General features: G+C 39.3%; 24 protein-coding genes. 10 read left to right on the forward strand and 14 right to left on the reverse strand.

Annotated elements, in window-relative coordinates:
- The 3 genes from B4G94_RS02850 to B4G94_RS02860 all read left to right on the forward strand — a co-directional run.
- Window positions 1-1,418 (forward strand): TolC family protein (locus B4G94_RS02850; protein WP_286857052.1); only part of this gene is annotated, 1,418 nt, incomplete at its 5' end.
- A gap of 7 nt (window positions 1,419-1,425) precedes the next feature.
- Window positions 1,426-2,739: an efflux RND transporter periplasmic adaptor subunit gene (locus B4G94_RS02855; protein WP_286857053.1), complete on the forward strand. Its 1,314-nt coding sequence runs from the start codon at window positions 1,426-1,428 to the stop codon at window positions 2,737-2,739.
- A 38-nt stretch (window positions 2,740-2,777) separates the two neighbouring features.
- A complete protein-coding gene (locus B4G94_RS02860; RefSeq protein ID WP_286857055.1) occupies window positions 2,778-4,808 on the forward strand; it encodes a heavy metal translocating P-type ATPase in 2,031 nt (676 codons plus the stop codon).
- A gap of 553 nt (window positions 4,809-5,361) precedes the next feature.
- Here B4G94_RS02860 and B4G94_RS02865 read toward each other — a convergent pair.
- From B4G94_RS02865 to B4G94_RS02885, 5 genes are all read right to left on the reverse strand, one after another.
- Entirely contained in the window at window positions 5,362-5,649 is a 288-nt protein-coding gene (locus B4G94_RS02865; RefSeq protein ID WP_286857057.1) for a hypothetical protein, read from the reverse strand.
- 303 nt (window positions 5,650-5,952) lie between these two features.
- Window positions 5,953-6,282 carry a DMT family transporter gene (locus B4G94_RS02870; RefSeq protein ID WP_108634233.1) on the reverse strand — a complete coding sequence of 110 codons (330 nt, stop codon included), beginning with the start codon at window positions 6,280-6,282 and terminating at the stop codon, window positions 5,953-5,955.
- Between the two features lie 80 nt (window positions 6,283-6,362).
- Window positions 6,363-7,163: a GNAT family N-acetyltransferase gene (locus tag B4G94_RS02875; RefSeq protein ID WP_286857059.1), complete on the reverse strand. Its 801-nt coding sequence runs from the start codon at window positions 7,161-7,163 to the stop codon at window positions 6,363-6,365.
- 49 nt (window positions 7,164-7,212) lie between these two features.
- Window positions 7,213-8,004, reverse strand: coding sequence for a class I SAM-dependent methyltransferase (locus B4G94_RS02880; RefSeq protein ID WP_286857060.1), 792 nt, complete (start codon window positions 8,002-8,004; stop codon window positions 7,213-7,215).
- A gap of 132 nt (window positions 8,005-8,136) precedes the next feature.
- Window positions 8,137-9,126 carry a GlxA family transcriptional regulator gene (locus B4G94_RS02885; protein ID WP_286857061.1) on the reverse strand — a complete coding sequence of 330 codons (990 nt, stop codon included), beginning with the start codon at window positions 9,124-9,126 and terminating at the stop codon, window positions 8,137-8,139.
- Window positions 9,127-9,540: 414 nt separating this feature from the next.
- Here B4G94_RS02885 and B4G94_RS02890 point away from each other — a divergent pair, with 414 nt between their 5' ends.
- Window positions 9,541-10,248 carry an SRPBCC family protein gene (locus B4G94_RS02890; RefSeq protein ID WP_286857062.1) on the forward strand — a complete coding sequence of 236 codons (708 nt, stop codon included), beginning with the start codon at window positions 9,541-9,543 and terminating at the stop codon, window positions 10,246-10,248.
- Between the two features lie 80 nt (window positions 10,249-10,328).
- On the opposite strand, the gene B4G94_RS02895 is transcribed toward B4G94_RS02890, so the two are convergent.
- The 5 genes from B4G94_RS02895 to B4G94_RS02915 all read right to left on the reverse strand — a co-directional run bounded on the left by B4G94_RS02895 (window position 10,329) and on the right by B4G94_RS02915 (window position 13,238).
- A complete protein-coding gene (locus tag B4G94_RS02895; RefSeq protein WP_286857063.1) occupies window positions 10,329-10,493 on the reverse strand; it encodes a hypothetical protein in 165 nt (54 codons plus the stop codon).
- A gap of 23 nt (window positions 10,494-10,516) precedes the next feature.
- The gene (locus B4G94_RS02900) at window positions 10,517-10,729 is read right to left on the reverse strand and encodes a hypothetical protein (RefSeq protein ID WP_286857065.1); all 213 of its coding nucleotides are present in this window, start codon (window positions 10,727-10,729) and stop codon (window positions 10,517-10,519) included.
- Between the two features lie 141 nt (window positions 10,730-10,870).
- Window positions 10,871-12,106, reverse strand: a complete 1,236-nt coding sequence (locus B4G94_RS02905) for a TCR/Tet family MFS transporter (protein WP_286857066.1) — start codon at window positions 12,104-12,106, stop codon at window positions 10,871-10,873.
- Window positions 12,107-12,270: 164 nt separating this feature from the next.
- Window positions 12,271-12,738: an OsmC family protein gene (locus B4G94_RS02910; RefSeq protein ID WP_108634235.1), complete on the reverse strand. Its 468-nt coding sequence runs from the start codon at window positions 12,736-12,738 to the stop codon at window positions 12,271-12,273.
- Between the two features lie 47 nt (window positions 12,739-12,785).
- Complete coding sequence (locus B4G94_RS02915) at window positions 12,786-13,238, reverse strand: DinB family protein (RefSeq protein ID WP_108634236.1); 453 nt, start codon at window positions 13,236-13,238, stop codon at window positions 12,786-12,788.
- A 175-nt stretch (window positions 13,239-13,413) separates the two neighbouring features.
- Between B4G94_RS02915 and B4G94_RS02920 the strand changes: the two genes are divergently transcribed.
- The 3 genes from B4G94_RS02920 to B4G94_RS02930 all read left to right on the forward strand — a co-directional run bounded on the left by B4G94_RS02920 (window position 13,414) and on the right by B4G94_RS02930 (window position 15,422).
- Complete coding sequence (locus B4G94_RS02920; protein ID WP_286857067.1) at window positions 13,414-13,575, forward strand: hypothetical protein; 162 nt, start codon at window positions 13,414-13,416, stop codon at window positions 13,573-13,575.
- A gap of 122 nt (window positions 13,576-13,697) precedes the next feature.
- Window positions 13,698-14,273: a hypothetical protein gene (locus tag B4G94_RS02925; RefSeq protein WP_286857068.1), complete on the forward strand. Its 576-nt coding sequence runs from the start codon at window positions 13,698-13,700 to the stop codon at window positions 14,271-14,273.
- Between the two features lie 498 nt (window positions 14,274-14,771).
- Window positions 14,772-15,422: a DedA family protein gene (locus tag B4G94_RS02930; RefSeq protein WP_165306842.1), complete on the forward strand. Its 651-nt coding sequence runs from the start codon at window positions 14,772-14,774 to the stop codon at window positions 15,420-15,422.
- 74 nt (window positions 15,423-15,496) lie between these two features.
- Here B4G94_RS02930 and B4G94_RS02935 read toward each other — a convergent pair whose 3' ends face one another.
- Window positions 15,497-15,907, reverse strand: coding sequence for a DUF6157 family protein (locus tag B4G94_RS02935; protein WP_286857069.1), 411 nt, complete (start codon window positions 15,905-15,907; stop codon window positions 15,497-15,499).
- Window positions 15,908-16,924: 1,017 nt separating this feature from the next.
- Here B4G94_RS02935 and B4G94_RS02940 point away from each other — a divergent pair.
- Together B4G94_RS02940 and B4G94_RS02945 are read left to right on the forward strand one after the other, a co-directional pair.
- The gene (locus B4G94_RS02940) at window positions 16,925-18,199 is read left to right on the forward strand and encodes an aminotransferase class I/II-fold pyridoxal phosphate-dependent enzyme (RefSeq protein ID WP_286857071.1); all 1,275 of its coding nucleotides are present in this window, start codon (window positions 16,925-16,927) and stop codon (window positions 18,197-18,199) included.
- A gap of 85 nt (window positions 18,200-18,284) precedes the next feature.
- Window positions 18,285-18,932 carry a TetR/AcrR family transcriptional regulator gene (locus B4G94_RS02945; RefSeq protein WP_286857072.1) on the forward strand — a complete coding sequence of 216 codons (648 nt, stop codon included), beginning with the start codon at window positions 18,285-18,287 and terminating at the stop codon, window positions 18,930-18,932.
- A 41-nt stretch (window positions 18,933-18,973) separates the two neighbouring features.
- Here the strand turns inward: B4G94_RS02945 and B4G94_RS02950 are convergent, their stop codons facing one another.
- The gene (locus B4G94_RS02950; RefSeq protein ID WP_286857073.1) at window positions 18,974-19,147 is read right to left on the reverse strand and encodes a hypothetical protein; all 174 of its coding nucleotides are present in this window, start codon (window positions 19,145-19,147) and stop codon (window positions 18,974-18,976) included.
- A 494-nt stretch (window positions 19,148-19,641) separates the two neighbouring features.
- Between B4G94_RS02950 and B4G94_RS02955 the strand changes: the two genes are divergently transcribed.
- Window positions 19,642-20,589 carry a metallophosphoesterase gene (locus B4G94_RS02955; RefSeq protein WP_286857074.1) on the forward strand — a complete coding sequence of 316 codons (948 nt, stop codon included), beginning with the start codon at window positions 19,642-19,644 and terminating at the stop codon, window positions 20,587-20,589.
- A 472-nt stretch (window positions 20,590-21,061) separates the two neighbouring features.
- On the opposite strand, the gene B4G94_RS02960 is transcribed toward B4G94_RS02955, so the two are convergent.
- Together B4G94_RS02960 and B4G94_RS02965 are read right to left on the reverse strand one after the other, a co-directional pair.
- The gene (locus B4G94_RS02960; protein ID WP_286857076.1) at window positions 21,062-21,622 is read right to left on the reverse strand and encodes a dihydrofolate reductase family protein; all 561 of its coding nucleotides are present in this window, start codon (window positions 21,620-21,622) and stop codon (window positions 21,062-21,064) included.
- Window positions 21,623-21,681: 59 nt separating this feature from the next.
- Window positions 21,682-22,266 carry a hypothetical protein gene (locus tag B4G94_RS02965; RefSeq protein WP_286857077.1) on the reverse strand — a complete coding sequence of 195 codons (585 nt, stop codon included), beginning with the start codon at window positions 22,264-22,266 and terminating at the stop codon, window positions 21,682-21,684.
- Between the last annotated feature and the right edge of the window lie 171 nt (window positions 22,267-22,437).

A 22,437-nucleotide genomic window follows, 5' to 3' on the forward strand; every position in this document is an offset into this window, starting at 1 on the left:
TACGTCCTGTACTGATGACAGCCACCGTAGCTTCGTTAGGCTTTCTACCGATGGCAATCAGCACAAGTGCCGGTGCGGAGGTGCAAAAACCATTGGCTACAGTCGTTATCGGCGGACTGGTAACAGCAACCTTCTTAACCTTATTTGTACTGCCACTATTGTATATCATTTTTAACTCAAAAAGGAATATGAAAAAAGGAAATGCAGGCAAAGCCATTGCAACAGTATTGGTTTTCCTATTTTCTGCCTCTGGATTTAAGGCCTTTTCACAGGAACGGATCGGGATCGATCAGGCGATCAGTACCGCGCTAAAAAACAACCGCCAATTTCAGGTTAATGAAGCTGAAATTGCTGGGGCGACCTATACGGTCAAAACAGCCAATGAAATCCCAAAAACGGGTGTCTTTGTGGAAAACGAAGATTATCGGCCCAGTGATAAAACAGGGATCATGAAAATCGGAATCACGCAGAGTATCGCATGGCCTGGACTCTATTCTGCCCGCAAGGAATATTTTAAACAACAGCTAAAGTATGCTAACCTGAACACGGATGTGCTCAATGCGAATATCAAGAGAGACGTACGCACAGCATATTACCAACTTTGGTACCTTCAGGACAGACAAAAGCTTTATGTGAACCTGGACAGTATCTATTCGGCGATGTTCAAGGCGACTGAGCTTCGCTTTAAAACCGGTGATGTTGCCGCCCTGGATAAAATAGCCGCAGAAACGAAATTAAAGGAATTACAGGCGCAGCTGTTGCAGAATAAAAAGGATATACTGGTTCAACAACAACAATTGATGATGCTCCTGAACCGCAACGACTGGTTATTGCCTGTGGAGCGGCCGCTGGAAAAGGTCGAAATGGACGCGGACCTACAAAATCCTTCAGCGGACCCCTCACATCCTGTTTTAGCACTGCAACAACAGAATGTCAATATTGCATCATCTAATATTACGGTTCAGAAAAATATAAATAAGCCAGAATTTTCAGGTAGATTCTTCTCGCAACGTCTTTGGGGAGCAAAAGATCCTTTTACCGGTTTCTCCGTATCGGCATCCTTCCCCGTATTTGGGCTCGGTGCTTACAAGAGCAAGGTGAAAGCTGCAAATGCTGAAATGGAGGCACAACAAAGACAACTGGAGTATGACACACAAGTGTTTCAGACGGAAAAGGGAAACGCGCTGGCCAGCATTGAGAAAAACAGTGCATTATTACAGTTTTATGAGTCTTCTGGTCTTCAGCAGGCGGATGCCATCATTAAGGCGGCGAGCCTCGGTTATAGAACCGGAGAAATAAGTTTTGCAGAGATGAGCCAGTTTTTAAGTCAGGCGATCGGTATCAGACAAAACTATTTAGATGTGCTCAATCAATACAATCAATCGGCAATACAATACAATTACTTCAATAATAAATAAGTCAACAATGAAAGTTATCATAAAAATATTCTTTGCACTAGCGATTTCATCGGTTTTATATAGCTGTGGATCAGATTCAAAAGGCGCTGGCGAGCCCCAGGGAAAGGAGGAAGGGCAGGGAGCCGCCGAAGAAGGCCATGAGGAGGGGCCAGTGACGGTCGCTGCGCTAAGTGAGCAGCAGATCAAAGCCGTGGGAATTGTCTTCGGAAGCATTGAAGAAAAAGAATTGACAGCAACCATCAAAGCCAACGGCTTACTCAGCGTGCCCAACAACAATAAAGCCAATGCGACAAGCTTATATGGTGGTGTAATTAAGACTTTAAATGTGCAACTAGGTGACATCGTGCGCAAAGGCCAGGTTATAGCAACCATTACAAATCCGCAATTTATTCAGCTTCAGGAAGAGTATGTCGCTTTGGCGAGTAAAATCACGCTTGCGGAACAAGAAATGACGAGACAGCAGGAACTCAACGAGGGCAATGCCGGGGCGAGAAAGAATTTGCAATCGGCGACAGCAGAGTTTAATAGTCTTCGCGCCAGAAAGGCATCCCTGCAACAGCAGATTCAGTTAATGGGTATCAATCCAAACAGTGTCAATCTTTCCAACCTGCGCTCGTCACTTGTGGTTACAAGCCCAATTAATGGTACTGTAAGCAATGTTTTCGCAAAAATAGGCAGTTACGTAGATGTTTCGTCTCCGGTTATTGAGATTGTGGACAACAGCCTGTTACATCTCGATCTACAAGTCTTTGAAAAGGATCTTCCGATGATCAAAATCGGACAGATCATTAATTTTCAGCTAACGAATAATCCGGATAAAACCTATGCGGCTAAAGTCTTTACGATCGGATCTTCCTTTGAGAATGACAGCAAAACAATCGCCGTGCATAGTACCGTGATCGGCAGTAAGATTGGTCTGATAGACGGAATGAACATCACTGGGATGATCGGAATAAATAATGTGACGACTCCCGCTGTTCCCAATGACGCGATTGTAGAGGCTGATGGTAAGTTCTATATTTTCGTAGAGACAAGTAAGCAGCCCGAAGAGCATGAAGAAGGGCACGATGATCATGGTCATGCGCATGATGAAGGCGAAACAAAACATGAACATAAAAATGAAGAGGAAGCCGCTAAGCATGCCACAGATCAGGGTAAAAATATAAATTTTGAAAAAATTGAAGTTCAAAAAGGTGTCTCGGCAATGGGGTATACAGCAATTACACCTGTACAGGAAATCCCTGCACAGACCAGAATTGTAGTAAAAAGCGCATTTTTTATCAATGCGAAGATGAGCAATACCGGCGGACATGAACATTAACTATTCGCTCTTTTTTATGCGTAAAATCATGGCAAGTTATGGAACACAAGCATATTTATGATGCACAAGGTAAACAGCTTTGTTGTACACAAACCGAAAAAGTTTATAATCAGGCAGGCGCCCAACGTTTAATACGGGGCGCGCCTGCCCAGGATCAGGCGCATAATCACAGTGATGATGGTGGTCATGATCATTCAATGGCGGAAGGCAATACATTGCAGCTCTTTCTGCCAGCAATTATTTCATTTGTACTGCTGAGTGCAGCTATCGCAATGGACAACTGGGTGCCTCAGGCCTGGTTCAAGGGCTGGATCCGGGTATGTTGGTATGTCGTCGCATATATTCCGGTTGGATTCCCAGTGATTAAAGATGCGCTGAAAAGCATCAGCAAAGGGGAAGTATTCTCCGAATTCTTACTGATGAGCATCGCTACCATTGGTGCTTTTGCAATCAAAGAATACCCAGAGGGTGTTGCCGTAATGCTTTTTTATGCAGTAGGGGAAGTGTTTCAGACATTGGCTGTCAGTCGTGCCAAGAGCAATATTAAGGCGCTCCTGGATCAGCGTCCGGATGAGGTGACCGTTGTTGAAGCAAACACTAGCCGGGTGATCAAAGCTGAGGCTGCAGTAATAGGTGATGTCATCCAGCTGAAGCCCGGGGAGAAGTTGGGCTTGGATGGGGAACTTATCTCCGATACCGCTTCCTTCAATACGGCGGCGTTGACGGGAGAAAGTAAACCTGACACAAAGACCAAAGGTGAAGTTGTGCTGGCAGGAATGATCAACATGAATACCGTGAGTCTGGTAAAGGTGACAACAGCATACCAAGACAGTAAATTGAGCAAAATCCTTGAGCTTGTACAGAATGCAACCTCGCAGAAGGCGCCTACGGAACTCTTTATCCGGAAATTTGCGAAAATCTATACGCCAATTGTTGTGCTTTTGGCGATAGCGATCTGTCTGCTGCCTTACTTTTTTGTCGGACAATACGTATTTAGCGATTGGCTTTATCGAGCGCTTGTATTTCTCGTGATTTCCTGTCCATGTGCCTTGGTCATCTCGATTCCATTGGGTTATTTTGGGGGCATAGGTGCTGCGAGTAGAAACGGTATCCTGTTCAAGGGAAGTAATTTTCTGGATGCGATGGCAGCGATACAGAATGTTGTCATGGATAAAACCGGTACGATGACTGAAGGGGTTTTCAAAGTGCAGGAAGTTCGTTTAGAACCAGATTTTGATGAAGCGACAATCCTCAGATTGGTCAATAAAATCGAAAGTCATAGCAGTCATCCAGTAGCAACAGCAATCAGGGAATATGTGGGTGAGGTCGATGAATCTGTAAATTTGACTGATGTCGAAGAAATACCGGGACATGGACTGAAGGGTAGTGTGGACGGCAAGGTATTTTTGGTTGGAAACTTTAAGCTTTTGGACAAGTTTAATATCAGCTATACCATCGATCCCAATACAATCGTTTATACCACAATAGCCATTGCATTGGATAGTCGCTTCGTTGGATTTATTACCATTGCAGATAGTATCAAAGAAGATTCTGCACAGACCATACAACTTTTGCATAAGTTAGGAGTGAAAGCGACTATGCTAAGTGGTGATAAGGGGACGGTCGTCGCTTATGTAGCGAAGGAATTGGGTATTGATAAAGCCTATGCAGATCTTCTTCCGGAAGATAAAGTAAATAAAGTCAAGGAGATAAAATCTATTGGTGAAAGTGTGGCTTTCGTTGGTGATGGCGTCAATGATGCCCCCGTAGTGGCTTTGAGTGACATTGGTATAGCCATGGGGGGACTGGGCAGTGATGCAACCATCGAAACCGCCGATGTAGTTATACAAGATGACAAACCATCTAAGATACCAATGGCAATTAATATTGGTAAACAGGCCAAAAAAGTGGTTTACCAAAATATAGGATTGGCATTTGTAGTCAAAGGAGTGGTTTTGATCCTTGGCGCCGGAGGATTAGCTACGATGTGGGAAGCCGTGTTTGCGGATGTTGGTGTTTCTCTTATCGCGATACTGAACGCGATCCGGATCCAGAAAATGAAGTTCTAAATCAATTTTTAGTTAGGATGTGCTTACCCTTCAAGTTGAAATATTGGAAGGGTAGGCATAATAAGTTTGGAATAAAGGCTGTAAGGTCATTTTAATAAACTTTTTATACACTAATTTCTTGTAAAAAAGCTCATGGTCGGCTGTGATTCGGGTATCTTACTGGATTTGGTCGAACCTGGGTGCAGCTTTCGTCTTACCAGCTTCGGACTGTGTCCACTATGAATCCGACGTGAGTCCGTGGTGAGTCCGAGTTAAACGCGGTCTGATGGCAATATGACTATGTGTTCATTATGACCTTATATCGACTGAGGGTTGAAGAAGGCCATATCCTACCCCGAATCGAAGCCAAACATATGCCGAATGAATGGTAAAACACGGACATCGTTCCGAAAGTCCAAAAGAATAGCATGTTAATCATTTAAAATGTATTATATATAAATGTAATTATATAGCTATTAAATATAATAAAATGGAAAAACTGGATTTATCGATATATAAGTATAGATTTTATATATTTTATTTGAAAGATTGCTGAATTGAAAAGAGCTGAGGTTTATTTTGAGACGAGCTTTTCATAGAGTGGCCAGAGCTCCGCTAGGTCATCATCTGATTGCGCTTCTGGATAGTGTTCATCATGAAGATTGCGGATTTCAACACCCTGTCCCTGATCATTTACCACAACCGCGGCCCGAAGTTCGTCGGTTCCATCATAATAAATGCCCACACCGACAAGCTCGTCATTGAGAATAATTTCACTGACAATATACTTTCTTGCAGCCTTACCTTTGTGGGTACTATGACCACTAGAAATCGTGTTTCCTTTGTTATAATTTCTTTCCATAAGCATAGAACACTGGAAACATCAATTTGTTGTATTTTTTAGCTATTTTCTGCCTTCCGATCGTATTGCAGTATCTATATTGAACCTTGGTTATCTGGCAACAGCGCCTGATGATGAGAATAATCTGGAAACCACCACTCAAGAAACAAATAGCGATCTTATTCCATTATCGGATGCCATTCAGGCGTTAAGATTTATTATCTCGACATCAAAAGCAAGTTGTGTGAAAGAGATTCATATGCCGGCAATGAATGACAAGAACGTGTAATAATACCGCCGCAGGAGATGTAGATCTCTACTGTTCTAATGGCCAGTTACAAACTTTAATCCAAGAATAGAGGCGATTAGCGTACCGATAAAAAATAGACGCCAGAAGCTTACGGGGTCTTTAAATACAAGGATTCCAATGATGACTGTGCCGACAGCTCCGATACCCGTCCATATTGCATAAGCAGTTCCTAAGGGGAGTCCCTGTACGGATTTGATCAATAAAACCATACTGACGATCAGACATAATACGAAGATACCGTACCAAGCATAGATAGCATTGCCTGATACCTCTTTTGTTTTTCCCAGACTATAGGTGTATCCTACCTCAAACAATCCAGCGATGATTAAAATTACCCAATTCATATTTTATTCTTTTATACAAAGATCAGTAATGATATCTTTTTAACATTTTACAAATGTTAAAAAACAAGGGGCTAATGATATTAGCCAATATTACCTCCAATTCTATTGTAGATAGCTGCAAATTTCACAGGGATATCTTCCCCTAGATACATACGCTTGGCTGATTTATATTCCTGGTATCCTGCATTATAAAGAAATGAAATGGCATCTAAGTTATTTTGTGGTAGTACGAGGCTAGCGTTTGAATTGATATGAAATTGCAGTAACGCAAGTCCAGCAATCCGCTGTTCTGCAACGATAAGACCATCTCCTAAAGAAGGGAGATAATAGCCGGATACCGCACCATCAATAAGGTAGACGAAGGAGCTGTTAAGCTGTGTCTCTAGCTCGCTAGATCTATCTTCTCCGGAAACTGACTGATCCATAGCCAATATTGCATTTCGGTAATCGGGAATATATTTTTTGATACGCTCATCAGGAGTGTCGGGCAATGTGGGTTGTATATCTTTAAAAAATAGATAGTTTGTACTTTCTTTAAACCCAATTTTACGGTAGAGGTAAGCACCCATATCAGTCGCAATTAATTGAATGCTTCTACAGCCATGAGCATGGGCTATTCGGATCAGTTCCAAAGTAATGGATTTACCGTAGTTTTTTCCCCATTCATTTTTGTCGACGATGATATGTCCCAACCATGCGATATCATGGTGTACAATACTGGCACCCATACCAACAATTTTGTTATCGACAATCAGTTTGATCGGAAAGCAAAAATCCGAAAGAATATAGTTGGTTACTTTAGCAGAAATTGAGCCCCATTCTTCCGGAGCTAATACCGATACAGATTCAACATCAACAAGAAGAATGGGTTCAAAAGTCATATAATGTGTTTTTAGGAGACCGATAGCTGAACGATCCTTTGCTTACTTATTATAATTTTACTGCTCTGGTAGCAATAAATGTTGGTATGTATTTATCAATTAAAAAACGAGGATTGGGTTGCATCTCCTCATCAAAGTCTGTGATCACAAAGCCTGCCTTTAATTGTCCACCGATCAGATCAGAGAGGGAGTGGCCAAATACAAGGGCTTCCTTATTTTCTATTTTTCTTGTGATCTGTTCAGGAGTTAAATCTTTTACATCTGCATAGGGCAAGCTGTATTTGGGTCTAATAATTCCAGCTGCTATATCTTCGGGATTTCGATCAGCAACAAAAACAACAGGGTTAAAAAAACTAGCGAGTAATGTTCCCCCTTTTTTCAGAACACGGTAAGCTTCTTTCCATACCAGATTGACGTCCGCTACGTAATGATTGGACACGGGGTGGAATACCATATCGAAAGATTCGTCCGCGAAAACGGCTAGGTCTGTCATATCTCCCTGAATGGTTGTTAGCGACAATCCGTCACGTTCGGCAACTTGGGCGTCCTGTTTCAATTGCTCCGCCGAGAGGTCAAAGACAACGACATCAGCTCCTGCAGCAGCCAAAATTGGGGCTTGCTGACCACCCGCAGAAGCTAGGCATAGTATTTTCTTTCCTGCTACATTTCCGAGCCATGCCCTATTCAATGGTTTTGGTAAAAGGTGTATCTCCCAATGTCCATTTTTTGCTTGATTAACCAAAGTGGTATCGACGGCTTTGGACCACTCATTTTGTTCCAATGCTTGTTTGTTCCAAGCCAATTCATTGTGCTGTAAAAAATCTATTTCCTTTTTCTGCATGTTATACTTTATGATCAACGATAACTAATATTATCATAAGGATAAATATAAGTAGTTTCGTAGAACTTGGCTTTAATTTTTATGGCAGGAAATAATTTTTACCAAAACATTACGAATGCGGGGCAAAAATCATTATTTCACTGCAGATTTGTTATACTTGTTGCGATAGGCCAAAGGAGAGAGGCCGGTAACTTTACGAAATATTTCCCTAAAGGCTTTTGAATCGGAATAGCCTACTTCATACATGACTTCATTCACTGTTTTTCTAGAGATTTCCAGTTCTTTTTTTGCAGATTCGATTTTGACACGTTGTAGATATTCAATCGGTGTATTACCGGTCGCTTTTATAAATCGCCGGTCGAAATTCCGTCGGCCTACGGTAAATCGTTCTGAAAGTTGTTGAATGGAAATCTTCTCAGCGAAATTATGCTCAATATACTCCTGAGCTTTGATGATCATTTCATCTCCATGCCTTTTTTGACCATTAAAGATAACGAAATCAGATTGTTGTTGCCGGTCAAGGTCAATCTGGAATATCTTGGAACAATAGATTGCTGTCGGCCGATCATAATACTTTTCAACTAGATAAATGAGCAAGTGTAAAAATGAATATCCACCACCGTTGGTACAAATACCTTCTTCATCTGTTATAATGCTGTCAGTCTTCATGGTGACACCTGGAAATAACTGCTTGAAATTTGTTTCAGCACTCCAATGGATTGAGCAGTTTTTGTTTTCCAACAGACCGGTAGAGGCAAGTATATAGGCTCCAGTACACATGCTGGCGACATTGGCACCATGGGTATATTGATTGCGTATCCAGTCAAGAAAAGGGGTGTTTTTGGTATCTAACACTGTAAAGTTCGGGGCGACGGCAGGAATTACGATCAAGTCGGTCTTGATGATGTCAGTAATTTCTTTCTGCGGCATCACAGCAAGTAAGCCATTCAAGAAAACGGACTGTTTTGAAAGACCGACCAGTTCAATTTTAAACATTGTCTTATCATGATGCTGATGGTAGTACCTATTGGCTTCGGTAAAGATATGATAGGTACCAACAATGCATGACAGTGTATTGGGGCCAGTCTGAACTTCGGGGACCAAAATTGTTAGGTGTTTCATCTTTCTTGGTTTAACATTGATTAATATGATTGATGATCTATTACTCAAATATAAGAAAATGTGTTGTCCAAATCAACCGTTCACAATGTCTATTTGGCACCCTGTTTTAGATTTAAAATGTCGATATCTTTGATTTATATATGGCAGGTTTGATGTTTAAGTAATTGAAAAAATTAATACTAACAAAAAAATAGATGATGGAAAAACTTGATTTTACAACAGAAATAATCGTTGCAGCAAAGCCCCATGAGGTATTTGATGCGATTAAGAATGTGCGAGGCTGGTGGTCTGAAAACATTGAAGGATCTACAGACACATTGAATGAGGTGTTTGCTTATCATTATCAGGATATACATCAATGTGAGCTAAAGATCACNNGAGATACAACCCAATGTTAGGATTGTATGGCAGGTATTGACGAATAATTTTAAATTTGGAGTAGATAAGCAGGAGTGGGTAGGAAGCCATGTAATATTTGATATTATTGATCTCGGCGATAAGACACAAGTAAAATTCACCCATCGGGGATTAACGCCCGATATGGAATGTTATGAAGTCTGCCATGCTGCATGGACCTATTACATCCACGAAAGTCTGAATCAATTCATTATGAACGGACAAGGCTTGGCGACTCCAAAAGAAAGTCCCATAGCGATGCCTAAAATTAGTGAAGAATTACTTCCGGAACAAGCAGGTAAGAGCATATACCACAGATTATTAATCAAGGTTTCGGTCGAAAAAGTTTACCGGGCAATTACTACACAGGAAGGCTTGGCGGGCTGGTGGACACCTGACACCAATGCTGTCGCGGCAATTGGCAGCGTCTTGCGTTTTGGTTTCGGTCCGGACTACTTCAAGGAAATGGAAGTTCTTGCATTACGTCCTTATTCACTTGTCGTATGGAAATGTAAGGCAGGTTATGAAGAATGGATTGGCACAACATTGACTTTTGAATTGACACCCCATCAGAAGGGCTGCACCTTATTATTCCATCATGACGGCTGGGCTAATTTTAGCGGAGAATTTGCTTCCTGTAGTTATGATTGGGCATTATTCTTTCGAAGTTTAAAATTCTTCTGTGAAACAGGAAAGGGATTTCCATACCCAGACTTCAATGTATAGCGACCAGATGCATTATTGAGTAGCCTATGTAGCTTGGTTATCTTCCGTGCGTCGACTATTTGATCCTTCGATCTATAAGCTCAAGGCTGATACCTGGCAAGTTCATTATTCAGTGCCCGAATCGTTAAATCCTTATCATTAACGGCAGCACTTCGTTTATCAATTTCACTTAGGATCGTTGTCTTCAAGTCGAAGCTATCCTGACGGATGATTAGATCGGTATGTTTGATTCCAAATGACGCCATGGATTTTTTCAAGATGGCAATAGCTACTGTTTCAAGTGCACGGGGGGTATCAACATGGCACCAATAATGACCGCCGTTGAATTCACATTGAGGCCAACCGAAGCAATAACAATGGCACAGGCCAAAATCCATGCATTGGCTCCACGGAATGAAATATTGTTGATGACATTCTCAAGTACAGCCTCTTTACGCTCTTCGCCCGGATGTAAATCAAAAAATCGAATTATTTTATTCATATGGGTCGTTTCTTTCTATACGAATATACACAAGAGAAATCATTATTCTTAAATGAGAGATTTTACTGACTTAAAATAATAAAATAAGTAACGTTACATACAGATGAACTTGGCACACTCTTGTTAAAATGTCCCTGCAGCTTAACCTCCGAGTCGTTCTTTAGTCTTGCGTCTAAAAGCTGAATACACAATAATCACACTAATAGTCATTAAAATAAACGCCAGAAAAAACGGGGCTCCGGAGAATTTAAAGGGTGCCTTATCGTGTGTAAAATAGTAAAACAAATTGGTCATCATCGGCGGACCTATAATGGATGTCGCACTCATTAAACTGGTTAATGCACCTTGAAGTTCTCCCTGTTCATTTGATGGAACATTTTTGGTAATTACAGACTGTAGTGCCGGACCACAAATCCCGCCCAGGCAGTAGGGGATCAGGAAGACAAACATCATCCAGCCCTGATTGGCAAATGCAAACAGCAATAGCCCTAAGGCGTAAAATATCAATCCATAATAAATGCTTTTTTGTTCACCGAGTTTTGGTGTTGTCCAGCGTATCAGAACGCCCTGGACCAAGCCTATCAATAGACCAATAACACCAAGAGAGATACCAACCATTCTTTCTGTCCAGTCAAATTTATACATGGTGAAAAAGTTCCAGTTGCTCTGTATAGCGTGACCCGCGATATAGATCAATATCAAAGCTACAATTAAGCCGGAAATTTCAGGATGTTTTCCTAAGAATCGAAATGACCCGATCGGGTTGGCACGCTTCCAGTCAAATGCACGTCGCCTATCTTTATCCAAGCTTTCAGGAAGAATAAAATATCCGTAAAGAAAGTTCAATAAACATAATCCTGCAGCAGCGTAAAAAGGAACCCTTGCGCCGTAATGTCCGAGCAATCCGCCGATTACAGGCCCAATAATAAAGCCCAATCCAAAAGCGGCCCCAATGAGCCCAAAATTTTTCGCCCGGTCTTCATCCGTAGAGATATCCGCAATATAAGCACTGGCTGTTGTGAAACTTGCCCCCGTTACCCCAGCAATCACCCGTCCTAAAAATAACCAGCCGATCGAGGGAGCAAGGGCGAGAAATATATAGTCCACCGCAAAACCGAATAAGGAAATTAAAATAATCGGTCTTCGTCCATATTTATCGCTCAGATTTCCCACCACCGGTGAAAATATAAATTGAGTGAACGCATAAGCAAAACCAAGCCAGCCACCATACTTTGCGGCCTCACTGATATCACTGTGGATAAGTTCCTCAATAAGCTTGGGAACAACAGGAATAATGATACCCCATCCTGTGATGTCAATAAGTAGAGTAATAAATATAAAGCCTATGGCGGCCTTCTTTTTCGAGCTGTCAATCATGGCCTAAAAATAAAAAAAACCTGAAAAAAATTCGCCTGAATTTTAAAAACTTAATTTTTGATAAACTATCAGCTCAAAAGAGAAAGTCAATTGATAAAAGATCGAACTGGATGCAATCTGTTTCAGTCGTGCTGAAAAACGAATTCTCCGAAACAGTTTTTTTGTCAGGAGACAGAACAAACTGCATGATGTCGTACGGGAAAATTACAGGAATTAGCTATAAAACAAAGCCGATTCGCTTCATGATGTAATGATAACGCCAAAACGATCTTTGCCGGATCAGATATACTGACCTCTGGATATAGATCAACCTGAACAAACCGACCGCTGCCGTCGGGACTGGTTTCTAAAACTGCCTCGGCATTGTCGGTATAGGAAATTACTTCAATGTTATTTTTAGAACAGACATATAGGTAAGACATCATGTGGCAAGAGACGAGACTACTCAACAGCAGATCCTCAGGATTATATAATGTCGGATCACCCTTAAAGGCCTTTGCTGCAGAAAGCTGTAAATCCGTTTTGCCCTGGATAGAAATCCGGTGACTCTTAGGATATAACTTTGCGCCTGATGCAGGCTGTTGTTGATGAAACCATCTTAAAGTAGCCTTAAAATAATGTTTGAAAGCCATGCTATGAAAATTTTGGGTATTATTAGTTTCTATTGCTGGAGTTAAGTTTATGTCCGAACGAAAGAAATGTAATCGGTATTGATGGGATCAAGTCCATTCCTTCGCATTTCCACAGCGATTTGTGCTCGATGATATGTACCGTGATTAAATACATGTAACAGAATATCTCCAAAAGAGTTCTGGAACTGCTCATTCTTGGTATTGGCATAGTTTACGATTTCCATGATCTTGCACTCATCAGCGTAGACCTTTTCTGTAAACCCCGAAGAAGCTAACTGATGATATTGTTCACAGGTTAACAGGCTGTGTTCATCCCATACCCCTACAGGAGGTTTTTCGCCATTCAGCCGGTATAGCCATATCAACTGTGCATTCATAATATGACTTAATAAGCGTAAACAGCCCGCAGGAATACGTTCAGCGTCCTGTTTCATTTTTTCGATCAGTAAATTATTCGCCCAATCGTTATATAACCATAATTGTACTAGCGAATTTGACATTGCGAATTACTTAGTTTGAGCATTAAATATACACAAGAATATGCAAGTAAATACAGTTGCGCTGATTAATTTTGTGACAAGCCGGTTATCTATATCCCTTCGAATATCATTTTTTAGACGGGGACTATGCTAAAAAATTTCAGGAAATACAACGGACGGTGCGGTTGGCAGGTAGATGAATAGTTATATCCAGGAATATGCTTATCGAACCGGCCTGGGATGGGAGATCTTTGCGATGACGGGAACTTTGGTAATCGGCATTACGTTATTGACAGTAGGCTATCAGTCTATACGCGCTTCTCTTGCTAATCCAGTAGATTCCTTGTGGGATGAGTAATAGATGAAATGATTATCTTTACAGCTCGTTGAATTAGCATGGAAAATAAAAGAGTTTATAGAATCATAGCTTACAATATTTTATACGTAGCCGTCAATCTTTTCATGTATTATCTGTTAAACATGAAGGAAACCGGATTAAGCTTTTGTATAATTGGCACCGTGCTGATCAATGTGTATTATTTCATGAGCTGGTTTGAGGATACTAGAAAAAAGAAATTTATACAACGTTATGAAACTATTCATCAGCGTGCGTTAAGTAAAACCACAATAAATTATAAAGTAACATTTACGGTAAGCCCAAATATATTATTTACGCTTATTTTTGGTTTGGTCATTTGCTTTTCCGCGATTGGTATACTTCGTGAGCAGTCAATTGCTGGTATTTTTGTCCTCTTTATTGGTATAAAGTTTACTTTGATGCCACTCAAAGAGAAAACAACAATCAGATTAGCTCCTAACGGGATATGGACAAGCGACTACCAGTTTATCTTTATCAATGATATTCAGGAAATTGGTTTTAAGCGTTATCTTGGAAAAAATAGTTCCAAAATGAGTATGAAGATTAAAGACCCAACATTGTATGGGATGAAGGATCCCTATTTATCTGTACCAATTGGCGGGCTGAATCAAGTTACGCAAATGATCCCTATCGTAAAAAGGCTATTTTCAGATACACGGATACTTCAGGACATTTAGTTATTGGTCAAATTGCAACAAATCTACTATTTTAGTAATATATTGATTAATAAACCTAAAGATTTCCTTAGATGATGCCGCGCGGAAAGAAGCCTGGATTAAGGCTCTCACAGAAGACAAGCTGTTATGGCCACAGGTCTCATCAGGTTTGGGAGGGTGGGACAGAGGTCCTGACGGTAAATAATCGCACGAAATCTAAGGGGCGAAGATCTGCAAAATAAATTGAAAACAATCTTCACCCTACAAGCAATTCAGTAATATCCCTATCGTCTGTCAAAAATGTCAGCAAATTGTGTTTTTTTTGGCCATGCTATATTGTTCCAAAAATAAGTGTAAAAAATTGCTTGCAATTGCGGCTGATTTTCTATCTTGCGCCTTTAATTAAAGATCACATAGCTTTAGGATATTTGGACTGTAATCCAATTTGATCGGTGCAGCGTACTTTAAATTTGGAGTGAAAGCAGATTGTTTTGTATTTGATATTATTCGACTTATTTGATGGATGTTTTTTTTGAATTTTTAAATAACCTCACAAATCCGGACTGGATTGTTAACCATGGAGGTTTATATCTGCTGTTGTTTATTATTTTTGCCGAGACAGGTATCCTCATTGGATTTTTCCTTCCGGGTGATCCGATTCTTTTCATTGCTGGGATGATTGTTTCTAACATGACAATTCCGCCATCAGAACAAATACCGACATTGCTTTATTGGATTGTACTCGTGTCATTGGCCGCAATTCTAGGTAATTTTGTGGGCTACTGGTGCGGAAAGGTCTTTGGAAAAAGGATAATGAGTATGGAAGATAGCTGGTTCTTCAAGAAAAGTTATATCTATAAAGCACAGGAGTTTTACGAAAAAAGAGGTGGTGGTGCTATTGTTCTTGCAAGGTTTCTTCCTGTTGTTCGAACTTTTGCACCGATCGTTGCGGGCATCGTTGGCATGGAGTTCAAAAAATTTGTATTGTACAACGTGATTGGAGCAATTGTCTGGTCGGGAAGCCTAGTTACTCTCGGTTACTTGTTAGGTGAGAATGTTTGGGTAAAAGAAAATCTAGAGCTCGTCATTATCGTTATTGTTCTGATTGCGACAGCACCGGTCATTATAAAAGCTTTTGCATCGAAAGATAAGGCAAAAATTATTCAATAAGATCTGATCAAATATTTAGTCAGAAACAGCCTCCATCTTTAATATGCCCTAACAGACATTACAAACGAAAAGGATTATCTATTTGATTTCATGGCTTTTACTTTTTTAATTTTTGTATCATTCAGAAAATTGAGGTATTCCTTCGTTTCCATTCCATAGAGAGCTACTTTCCCTTCATGATCACTATGGATGCCAAAGCCATACTTTTTCGCAAGAGGGGAGGCACGCAGGCAGGCTTGTCCTTTTGAAAAGAATATCCTCCTCGCTTCTTCATATACCTCCTCAGTAAGAGCATTACGCTCCGCATAAATTTTAAAAAGTAACTCATCGGAAGTATATTTATAGGGAAATTGTGAAATAATTTCATATTGAATTTCTGCTATAGTCTTTCTATCCCTTTTTGGAGGTATATTCCCTTTAGAAACTCCTGTATCTTCTGCGACTTCTATAAATGTGTCAATGTAGTTTGTCGTATGGATTTTCATACCATTAGTTGATTGCTTTGTCAATAAATATAAAATCTAAATATCTGAAAGACCAACGCAAAATAGATATTCCTAGTGATTTGCCAAAATATCTAAAGAAATTATTATCCATATTCTCACTAATTTCACCTGTGTTTTAAATATTTTTTTCACAGAAAAGAAATATTTTGGGGTATTTTTCTTACATTTACAGCACTATTACGGAGCACCCTACAGTATACCTATCATAAATGGCTACAAATCAATAGATAAGTAGCCATTTTTCTTTTCATAGCCTATAAATACCTTGGCGTAAACTACATCGTTAATTACTTTAAAATATAGCATAAAGTAACAATTAGTGCCCCCAAAGGTTGATATCCTTCAAATTTATAATAATAATTTACAATATTCCTTGTTTTGAGAAAATTTATTATTCAATATATCTAAGATCCACTATTTTCTTACAGGGATGAAAAATATAATAACTATAGTTTTAAAAAGGAAATAGCAGTTAGCAATGTTTGCTGTATATGGGGTCCACGGCTCGAATTACACATTTTTATTATTTTTTTTTAATTTTACCCCATAAGGGAAAATTATTTTTCTATATTTGTATATCATTGAGTCGTTCTTCACTTATTCAGCTCTTATAAACTGCTAAGTGAGCTTATAAGGATGTGTTTGTCCTATAAAAATGTAGATATGATATGTATACTGTAGGTAGGTGTATAATATAACAGGGGTAGCTGTAGGGGCTACCCACTGTTGTTTTTAACAAACTCTTTTTAATACAATGACGTAACTCAACCGCCCTCCGTTGAAGTTAAAGCTTTTGTTAATGTACGTTTCTTTTTTTTGTCATTTACTAGTATAATCCTCACTGTACATATACCAATAGCCAACACGAGATTAACATTGTCCTATACCTTGGAAAGGTCCGTCAGGAAATTTTTGTAAACGAATGTTTAGTAAGATGAGCAATCTAATTTTTACTTTATATTTATGGTATTATTATGAATACCTAACAAAATATCTATGGAAACTAACCAACAAATTGATTTTGCGACAGCAAGTTTTAAAGAATTTGAAAATATTGCTGGTTTTGATATGATGGATACTGCAAAGTATTTCGATTCCTATATAAATTACATGAAAGAAAATGAGCATCTTAACTTTAGATTTATAACGCAAGGATGTGGGCCAACGGCTATTGTAACTTCTCCATTTTTAGCTAAACCGACTGAATGCATAAGTCTTGTATCAAACGATTATCTTAATTTTTCTCAACATCCAAAAGTGAAAGCTGCTGCAATAGCTGGAATTGAAAAATATGGTACGGGAGCGGGAGCGTCTCCGTTAATCGGAGGACATCATGAATATCATGTGGCTTTAGAACGGAAGCTGTGTGAATTTTTCAATCGTCCTGAGGGATCGAGTATAGTTTTTACAACGGGGTATACTGCAAATAGCTCGACCTTACTAAGTTTATTGAAGCAAGAAGACTGCGCTATTGTTGACATGGAAGTACACGCAAGTGTATATGAAGGCCTGCCAAATACAAATGTCAAGCGATTTCCACATAATAGCATGATTCATCTTGAACGTGCATTAGTTGAGGCGCAAAGCAAATTTAGAACCAAATTAGTTATCATTGATGGTGTATATTCTCAGAACGGGGATTTGGCGAAAATGGACGAGATCTATGCGTTGACAAAAAAATATGGCGCATATTTAATGGTCGATGATGCTCATGGTATAGGTGTAATGGGTAATCATGGCAGGGGTGCTATTGAAATCTACAACCTATTGGATAAGGTGGATATTATTGCAGGCACCTTGAGTAAAGCGTTGGGTCATATTGGAGGTTTTATCATTTCAACTCCGGAGATCATTAATTACCTTCGTTATCAATCCAGACAACAGGTATTCTCATCTACGTCAACTCCAGCAAGTTTTGGCTTATTAAAAGCAATTGATCTAATTGACGAAGAGCCCTTTTGGCGCAACAGACTCAAAGAAAATGTCCGCTATTTTAAAGAAGGGCTACTGTCACTCGGCGCAGATATCGGAACATCATCCTCTCCAATTATTCCGATAAAAATTGGCGATCCTATTCGAACCGCCCAGGTATCGCGGATGTTGTTACAAAGTGGGGTCTATGCCAATTGTATCGTGTATCCCGGTGTAGCAAAAAAGGATGCCCGTATTCGTACAAGCCTGATGGCTACACATACAAAAGAACACTTGGATAAGGTATTAAATGTATTGGACGACATCGGCAAAGCCGTAAGTTTAAAAAAATCAAGATAAAGAAATTATATAATTTTTTATTATTTATTATATTGATCTGAATCATTAATTTTAGAAACTCAGATCAATACCATATCGACAACAGATGCGCAAAACTTATAAAGGAGAAAAGAACGATAAAGAACGTACCATGAACAAACTTATTTTGTCTGTAGGCAAAGTACTTAGAGATAAAGGGTACACAGGATTGACAATAGCAAATATTTCTAAAACTGCTGGTGTTGACAGGAAACTCATTTCACTTTATTTTGGTTCGATTGACAATTTAGTGGAAACATACATCAGAAGTAAAGATTATTGGGTATCTGCGACTCTCGGTGCTGTTGAATACTTCGGTACAGCACCAAAAGAAGGATCAAAAGGTTTTTTGGAATCGTTGTTATTAAACCAAATGGACAGTTTTCTGAAGAATACTGAAATGCAAAAAGCAGTTCTGTGGCAAATAAGTGAGAAATCTGAGATTATGTCTCAGATTACCAGGGAACGTGAAAAGATGAGCGCGTTGTTTTTTGCATTTGCTGATCAGGAAATGAAGGATAAAAATGTTGATTTAAGGGCTATTAGTAGTATTTTAACCGCAGGAATTTATTATTTAGTGTTACATTCAATAAATACGGATAGCACCTTTTGTGAAATTGAATTAAATGAAGACGGATTAAACAGAATACGTAATGCGGTTAAAACAATTCTCTCCTGGGCGTATGGAGAACAGACAAAAGAAACTTCATCCTGAGAACAATTCACTGAAATAAACTTTATGTCTTAAAGATATTGCTATGGCAAAGCCGAGTAATTACTGAGAATGGACAATATTGATATCGTCGTAGAATCGCGCGACAAAGCCATTTTATTTTTCACGGAACTCGGCCTAAAGCTTAAAGGACGTAGTATACTCTGCCACATCTGACCAATGGAACGCCCGCCAATGATCAACGATTTCTTATTCATACTTGCTATTATGAATATGTATCAGAAAATGACTGTCTGTATAAAATCCAGTTGCCCGGTGGCATAAGGAATCGCTCTTTTTTCTTAATCCAGTACTATTGCAGCGCATGTCAATCTGTCAATTATCCCATAAGAATCAGGTGATTACAGTACCAATTGTCACACAGAAATCAAGATCTCATGCAAGAAGCCATTCATTTTCTATCTGTCTATTTTTGGCATATCTTTCGCCAGCTTAGCTTCAAACGATTCAAAAATGGCAAAGAGACTGTTGTTTATATTCATGGTATTTATACTTGGCGATATTTATTTTTTTCAAGCATTTACTACTGTTTTTCATACTCCTTTTTTACACAACGCATATTGGTGTATAGATTTGTCATTGCTCATTGGTGTCGCAACACTGATTTTTCTCCAACGGCAGGGTAAGGATATTCAGCGGCAGGCAGGNNGATTTAATTACCTTTTTTTTAATTGTATTTATACCGAAACTGGTGGCCTTGCCAATTTTATTGACTGAAGATTTACTGCGTATGGCACGGGGCTTTCCACCTCGAAATATATATCTAAGCGAATTTGTTCTTATATGTGCCGCCCTGATCGTACTTGTTATCGCTTTCGGTCTTACAAGAGGAAGACATTATTATCGGGTCAGGAAAGAAATCTTAAGTTTTCCGGATCTGCCAGATGCATTCGACGGATTTAAAATCACACAAATTTCAGATATTCATTCCGGCAGTTTATCCGACGTTGATGGTGTACGCAAGGGAATAGCCTTGGCAAACGCACAAAACAGTGATCTCTTACTGTTTACAGGAGATCTTGTTAATAACAAAGCTGCCGAGATGGAAGCATGGATTTCAGATTTTACACTTCTAAAGGCACCATTTGGTAAATTTTCGGTACTTGGGAACCACGATTACGGAGATTATACCCGATGGGATAATGCCGAATTGAAGGCATCCAATCTCGACAGATTGAAAGAAATTCATCAGGAAATGGGATTTAAGCTCTTGCTGAATGAATCAATCAAAATTCAAAACAAGGGAGCGAGCATCGCATTGATCGGTGTGGAAAACTGGGGAAAGGGTGGTTTTCATCAATACGGAGACCTCGGTAAAGCGACGTCCGCTTTACCAGCTGAATCCTTTAAAATATTGATGTCACATGATCCTTCACATTGGGACAGGGTCACCCTGACGCATGATCAACATGTACATCTGACACTAGCCGGACATACACACGGCATGCAATTTGGAATCGAGCTTTTTGGGTTTAAATGGAGTCCGATCCAATATTTTTACGAACAGTGGGCCGGATTATATCAAAAACAGGGTAAATATCTGTATGTTAACCGTGGTTTTGGCTATCATGGACTAAAGGGTAGAATCGGCGTATGGCCAGAGATCACTGTCATTACGCTTAAAAAGTCTGTTTCTTAGTTTTTATACCAATGGCCCAAATGTCCAAAACAGTTAATGCCTCCTTTAACTACTCAATTTTTAACATTCACACGCCTTTTCCTTCGATCGTGCACACAAAGGACTGCGGGCTATATGCGCCTGGACTTTTATTGACTGGCCTAATGAATCAGATATAAATTGGTATTTATACGATTCTTGCACAGGTCGTCATTAGTACTACCACACATAATACCAATAGGACAATAACTGTTGTAGTATAAGGTGTTCTTCTCATGATCTTTTTTTTATTTATTACTTATAAATTTTAGTTGGCAAAAGTCATGCCCCAATATAAAAGTGAGTCTATCGGTAGCCAAAACTGTAGTTTGAAGACTACAAACCCTTGGGATGGTATTTTTAAATAGCTCCGGTCATCATGGATATCCACGGTCTTTGAGTCGTGTCGTTTTTTCTAAAGGTATTGAGAAAATTAAGCTGGACCAGCTAACGCTCAGTTTTGTTCACGGCTTTCTGGTTTATAATAAATGAGTAATGCTCCGCCATTAAAAGTTTTTGTTTTCAGGTGCTTGAGCACTATCCGCTGGTTTAGGTTCATAAATAGCGGTAAACCGCCTCCAACTATAACAGGATGGATGCAAATTTGGTATTCATCTATCAGATCGCAATTTGTTAATGCCACGATTAAACTTGGGCTACCTACCAAAATATCCTTACCAGATTGTTGTTTTAACGCCATAACTTCATCCAATATATTTCGGTGCGCTAACCTAGCGCTACTCCAATCCACGTTATTAAGAGTTCTCGAAAACACGATTTTTGATATTCTGTCCATAGCATGGGCAAATTCATCCATGGATCTGTTACCACTAGGCTTTGTCAAAAATGGGCGCCAATATTCCATAAGCTGATAGGTTATCCGGCCATATAGTATGGTGTCAGCCTCAGATAATAGGCTTGTATAGTGCGCATGAATTTCATCATCTGCAACCACCGAATTATGGTCACAAAAACCATCCAAGCTCATATTAATTGCCGCAATTATTTTTCTCATATCATGCTTATATTGGCGTGCAACTTGAATTTACGAAAAAAATCGCGAAACAGCGTATACTATTCGTCGATAATTGTAAGGTTGCCAACAACTTCAAATGTTGCCACATGGTAATCATCGGCAAAAAACAAGCTATTAATATAATGCTGGATAGGATAGAAGAGGTCTAGCGGGATGCCCTTATAGAAAGTTTTGAAATCATTTGGAATAGAGTAAGAATGACTGTACTTTCCTTTTCCAAGACTAATACCGCCAATTTTTTTCAGGTAACCCGTAATTCTGTGTTGATAGGAATTTGAGAACTTTTCACTTGTTTCCACAAAATAATCCTCAATATAAAAGTTTCTGATATCTTTTAGTTTGATCGGAGAAGTTTTATCAGGTTTTATCCGACGGGAATAGGATATATCCGTTAAAATACAGCTCGCTTTCTGAACTGTAGAAACATCGATAAAATAGTCTCCATCAACCAGTAGATGTTTGCTATCCTTATAGATTCCCAGGATCATCTCATTGATTTCCCTATCGGAATAGTCCATTATATTTGAAGATCTCCCAAACTTTTCGAATTGCAGTCCGCTATCTTTAACATTTTTCCTGATTTTATTTAGCTCATATTGCTGAAAAGTTCTTATTTTTTCCATTTCTGTTGCTCATTATATTTGGCACGTTAAAGATAATTTTAAAACTTCGCTTTCAGTCTCTTTATCAGGATCTAATTGCAATTTGAATCGAATCTAATTTAACACTAAGATAATTTTAATGAACATTCCCTCAGCCACTTTTCTTACTCGCGAATACTGACTTTGTTAATC

It is taken from the genome of Sphingobacterium sp. UBA7625 (assembly GCF_002484085.1).
Taxonomy (GTDB): Bacteria; Bacteroidota; Bacteroidia; order Sphingobacteriales; family Sphingobacteriaceae; genus Sphingobacterium; species Sphingobacterium athyrii.